At 61.8% G+C, this 4,652-nt stretch carries 7 protein-coding genes and 1 pseudogene; 7 read left to right on the forward strand and 1 reads right to left on the reverse strand.

What is annotated here, in order from left to right; translation table 11 throughout:
- The 4 genes and pseudogenes from ACZYOF_RS42335 to ACZYOF_RS42350 all read left to right on the forward strand — a co-directional run.
- A pseudogene (locus ACZYOF_RS42335) lies at positions 1 to 114 on the forward strand (IS630 family transposase); the annotation flags it as partial.
- A gap of 24 nt (positions 115 to 138) precedes the next feature.
- Entirely contained in the window at positions 139 to 390 is a 252-nt protein-coding gene (locus tag ACZYOF_RS42340) for a helix-turn-helix domain-containing protein (RefSeq protein ID WP_028162324.1), read from the forward strand.
- On the forward strand, positions 390 to 1,697 hold the full coding sequence (locus ACZYOF_RS42345) for a type II toxin-antitoxin system HipA family toxin (RefSeq protein ID WP_130581641.1): 1,308 nt from the start codon (positions 390 to 392) through the stop codon (positions 1,695 to 1,697). Before ACZYOF_RS42340 ends, ACZYOF_RS42345 begins: the two co-directional genes overlap by 1 nt.
- 82 nt (positions 1,698 to 1,779) lie before the next feature.
- Entirely contained in the window at positions 1,780 to 2,058 is a 279-nt protein-coding gene (locus tag ACZYOF_RS42350) for an RES family NAD+ phosphorylase (RefSeq protein ID WP_463719447.1), read from the forward strand.
- 9 nt (positions 2,059 to 2,067) lie between these two features.
- Here ACZYOF_RS42350 and ACZYOF_RS42355 read toward each other — a convergent pair whose 3' ends face one another.
- The gene (locus ACZYOF_RS42355) at positions 2,068 to 2,391 is read right to left on the reverse strand and encodes a hypothetical protein (protein ID WP_463719448.1); all 324 of its coding nucleotides are present in this window, start codon (positions 2,389 to 2,391) and stop codon (positions 2,068 to 2,070) included.
- Positions 2,392 to 2,710: 319 nt separating this feature from the next.
- Here ACZYOF_RS42355 and ACZYOF_RS42360 point away from each other — a divergent pair, with 319 nt between their 5' ends.
- The 3 genes from ACZYOF_RS42360 (at position 2,711) to ACZYOF_RS42370 (ending at position 4,552) form a co-directional block, all read left to right on the forward strand.
- Complete coding sequence (locus ACZYOF_RS42360; RefSeq protein ID WP_028162326.1) at positions 2,711 to 3,205, forward strand: hypothetical protein; 495 nt, start codon at positions 2,711 to 2,713, stop codon at positions 3,203 to 3,205.
- Between the two features lie 422 nt (positions 3,206 to 3,627).
- Positions 3,628 to 4,134 (forward strand): hypothetical protein, encoded by a 507-nt coding sequence (locus tag ACZYOF_RS42365; protein WP_463719449.1) that lies wholly within the window; start codon positions 3,628 to 3,630, stop codon positions 4,132 to 4,134.
- Between the two features lie 124 nt (positions 4,135 to 4,258).
- Positions 4,259 to 4,552, forward strand: coding sequence for a hypothetical protein (locus tag ACZYOF_RS42370; RefSeq protein WP_463719450.1), 294 nt, complete (start codon positions 4,259 to 4,261; stop codon positions 4,550 to 4,552).
- Positions 4,553 to 4,652 lie beyond the last annotated feature (100 nt).

Consider the following 4,652-nt stretch of genomic DNA (forward strand, 5'->3'; position numbering starts at 1 on the left):
GAACACATCGATGCCTACGTCAACGCGTACAACGACAAAGCCGAGCCCTTCGTCTGGACCAAGAAAAAGGTCCGTCAACGCCGCTTCACAGGGCGCCGTATCACTCAGCTCTGATTCCGGGTACTAGAGAGGTACGCCGTGGACCAGATCGCCCGAACGCCCAAGCAAATCGGAGATGCCATCCGCCGGCAACGCCGCAACCTTGGCCTGAACCAGACCCGCGTCAGGGACAAGACAAAGCTACGGCAAGCAACTATCTCGGCCGTCGAGAGTGGCGCGCCCGGGACTCAGCTCGGAACGCTTTGTGATATTCTCGCAGCGCTCGACCTCGAGTTCGTTATCCGTCCCAGGACGAAGGCAAAGCCGGCCGAGATCGAGGACATCTTTTGATGGCTCGCCCGCGGCGGCATATCCCGCTCAATGTCTTCTTGAACGGCCGTCTCGTCGGGCGCCTGAACAGGCAATCCAGCGGCGCAATCGACTTTCAGTACGATCCGTCCTGGCTTGCCTGGGAGCATGCGCTGCCCGTGTCGCTATCTCTGCCTCTGCGTGAGGACCGCTATATCGGTGCGCCTGTCATCGCCGTCTTCGACAATCTCCTGCCCGACAGCACGCCCATCCGTCGTCGCATGGCGGAGCGAGTCCACGCTCAGGGCATCGACGCTTACGACCTACTTGCCCCTGTCGGACGGGATTGCGTCGGCGCACTGCAATTCCTGCCGGACGGTATCGAACCCGGCGCCGCCGGTGCTGTCGACGGCAGACCTGTTAACGACAAGGAAATCGCGCAGCTTCTCGGCGACCTTGCATCGGCTCCCCTTGGGCTTGGCGAGGACGAGGACTTTCGGATCTCGATCGCCGGCGCCCAGGAAAAGACCGCGCTCTTGTTCTGGAAAGGGCGTTGGTACAAGCCGCTGGCGACTACAGCTACGACGCACATCCTCAAACCGCAGATTGGCCGACTGCCGAACGGCATCGATCTTTCCTACAGCGTCGAGAATGAGTTCTTCTGTCTCAAGCTGACAGCCGCCCTTGGGTTTCCGAGCGCCCCGGTCGCCATTGAGGAGTTTGAGGGTAACCGCGTGCTCGTGGTCGAGCGGTTCGATCGCCGCTGGACCAGCGACAACCGTCTCCTGCGTTTGCCCCAAGAGGATTGCTGCCAGGCTTTGTCCGTGCCGCCATCCTTGAAATACGAATCCGAGGGCGGGCCCGGTATTCCAGCTATCCTCAATCTGCTGAAAGGGAGCGATCAGCCAGAGGCAGATCAAACGACGTTTCTGAAAGCCGTGATTGCCTTCTGGCTTCTCGGTGCCACGGATGGGCACGCCAAAAATTTCAGCGTCTTTCTCTCTCCCGGCGGTCGCTTCCGCATGACCCCGCTCTACGATGTGATCTCAGCGCAGCCCAGCCTCGACGCAGGCCAGATCAAGCGTAACAAGATGAAGCTGGCCATGGCCGTCGGTGATAGCCGTCACTACGTCGTCGACAGCGTCATGCCGCGCCATTTTGTCCAGACCGCTGCCAAGGCAGGGATTGGCGCGGGACTCGTGACCGCGATCTTCGATGAGCTGCGCGCACAGGCGCCGGCGGCGGTCGAACAGGTCACCGCGGCGCTCCCGAAGGCATTTCCTGCCGAAGTCGCTGATAGCATCAATAATGGGGTCAAGGCTCGTCTGCGCAGGTTGGAGGATGCGTGATGCCAAAGATCGATGTGCCACCAGTTAATCGAAGCCGAGGGGCATCTCTGCCCATCGCCACGCTGGACCAGCGAGATTGATCATGGGGCCAAAGCTCGATTCAGCGATGCTCCAGAACTGGAATCTGGCCCCATTCACCTATGAGAATCCCGAGGGCACAACATTCTTTGCCCCCGAGCGATCCTGCCTGGAGCTCGCCGACACGCCCCAAACGGCCCTGGCGGTCTCGATCGCGCGCCGTTCGCGATTCCTGTCGCGCACAAAGGAAGCGGCAGCCGGCCTCGACATGCGGATGTTGAAGACCCCCGTCGAGGGGAAGTTCATCGACCTGCGCACCGTGTCGGCCGAACTTCCGCGATAGCAACGCTGGTCATTGGGCAACGCGGTCCCAGCCGACATCGACGGTGTCCTGTTTCGGCCGGCCGAGCGCCCCACGGCAACGGCGATTGCCGTCCTCAAGGGACAGGCGCTCGGCCGATCGATTCAGACAACGCACTATCGCTTTGAATGGAACGGCGTTCGCATCGACAGGCTCTACGCCTTCGACGAGGAAGGTACTGTCCTGCAACCCGAGATTCTCGCGGGAAAGGAGGAGGTTCTTGCAGCGTAGAATCGAAATGGCGCTGTCCTGGGCAAAGGCCGTTTGGCGCGCGATCTGGTCACGCCGACCATTCACGCCGCGTCGCTCGCCCACGCAACGACACACGCCGGAACCGCGGACCCGCCTTGCGCATTGGCGGGGGACCGGTTCAGCACCAGCAGGCCATTGGACCGCCTGTCACCCCTCCACCGAGCACATCTTCAAGGCCGAGGTCACGTGTTCGCATGGTCACCGACTTACACTCAAGGGGCATTCCATCAGCGCCAGGGGCCAGGTTCAGCCGAGCGTGATTTGCAGGCATCCCGGCTGCGACTTCCACGAATTCGTCATGCTCGACAACTGGTCGCACCGGCGAGCGGCGCAGACCGCGCTGCCTCGCTAGCGAGAACGGGCAACCAGGGTCCTCGGCAACATGAAGCGTCACACCGTCATCGTCGAGGGCACTCTCTCCTTTCGCATGCAACGTGTCGCAGCGGCGCGTGCGGGAGACCACGGCCGCGATGTCGCCACACTACCGCTGCTCGCGGCCCGCCTCGCGGGTGGCTTCAGCCGACCCGCCGATCACGCCACCCTTGTCCCCATCGTCGGTCGAGCGCTCGCGGAGCTCGCGTTCGAAGAGCTTGAGGCAGTCAAGACCAGGCCCGGCATGGCGCGGGCCGTGCTTGCAGTCCTGGCGCGCGTATGGGCCGCAGACATTCGATTCGATGATCCGCTTTATGCGAGCGCCCGCCTGCTCGATCTGGGGCGCATCGAGACCTATCTGCGCGACCAACTGCCCATCGGCGCGCTGCCTCCGGACCTTCGCGACCAGGCGATTGTGGGTGTAGGACATGCGCCTGCGACCATCGGCAGCCTGCATTTCCACCGGCTGATCTCCATCGACCCGCTATGGCGACCGTGTGAATAAGCGCCGAACTCTGACCCCCATCGGCTTCCAACGTTGACCCCATACGTGATGGATTTTTCGCCGACGGTCCAAGGGTTTCGTCATTACTGGCCGGGGTCAACCTTCGGCGCCGATAAGGGGTCAAACAGCGCGCCGAATGACACTTCGAGGAGCTAACCGGGGATCACGCGCGTGAGGATGAATGGTCTGGGCCGCACGGATTTGCCATCGGCGGCATGATGCAGGCCAACACTGCTTCCCTTGCCGAAGAATATTTCGCGGCGGCCAATGAGCTGGTGGATAGGATTAGGGAGAAGCGCATTGCGGACTACCAGATAGGCAACGCCGCGCTATTCCTCTTCCTCCGCCAATAGCACGCGTTCTTTGCGGGCATGGACAGTCAACTTGAAACGGATGCGCACGAGCGCAAGGCGAGTCATTCGATGCACGATGCCGGGCGGCCATGGGTTGTCGGCGGCATCCGCATCCGCCCTGCCAACGGCAGCACGCTCATGGCGACGGTGGGCAGCATCGACAAGTACATGGAGCGCCACGTCATCGGTGCGGGCAAGGAGAAGTATCCCGACAACGCTCTGTCGGTCCGCGCGAAGCGAGATAGCCGTGGCCGTCTCGCTTCTGGCGGCATCCTGATCAAGCCCTACGGATCGATTGGCAGTGCGCCGGTGCATACCGTTGTGCGCCGCCAGTTGAAGCGCATGGACGGTCAGAAGCGGAAGCCGTTCCAGATCGTGAGCAACGGCAAGGTGCTGATCGTGCGTCGTCGCACGAAGAAGCGGCTGCCGCTGCAAACGCTCGCGGTGCTTCAGGGCAGTGCGACGATCAATGAGCATTGGGATTTTCTCGGGACCGTGTCGGGCGTCGTCCAGGCGCGCTTCCCGCAGCACTTCTATCGCGCGGTGGTCTGCAGCGACGCGATAGAGGGTCCATGAGCGAATCGACTCCACCGCCCCTTTGGTCGGGAAGGTTCATGAGCGAAATGACTCCCCCTCGTAATAGACGACGCACGGTTCTACTCGCGCTCGCGATCTCGGCATCTTGAGCCCGACGGTCCCCATGGCTCTGGCCGATGAACTGCACAGCGACCAAGATATCTCTTTGCAGAAAATGCAAACAACTCGGACTACGGCCATACCAGCGATGTCAGCCCCTTCGACCAAGACCTCGGGCCTGCTAAGGATCAGCGCGCCGCATTACTGTGCTGGGGCGGACGTCATCGACGGGATCGTGTCAGGCAGTGTCGCGCCGATCATTCGCTACATGCGTGGATGGCGCATCGAGTGCATGATTGTCCCGTCGCCCGTGAAGCTCGTCATGCAACTGTTTTTCCAGTCGCTGAAGCTCCTCTGAAGGGTCGGAGACTGCTGACGGCATGGCTTCATCATCCAGATGATCCAGCACTCGCCGAAGCTCTCCCTGAGGGAGCTGCTCTGAATGGAATGCGGCTTGC

The organism is Bradyrhizobium sp. LeoA1Lang, from assembly GCF_055413685.1.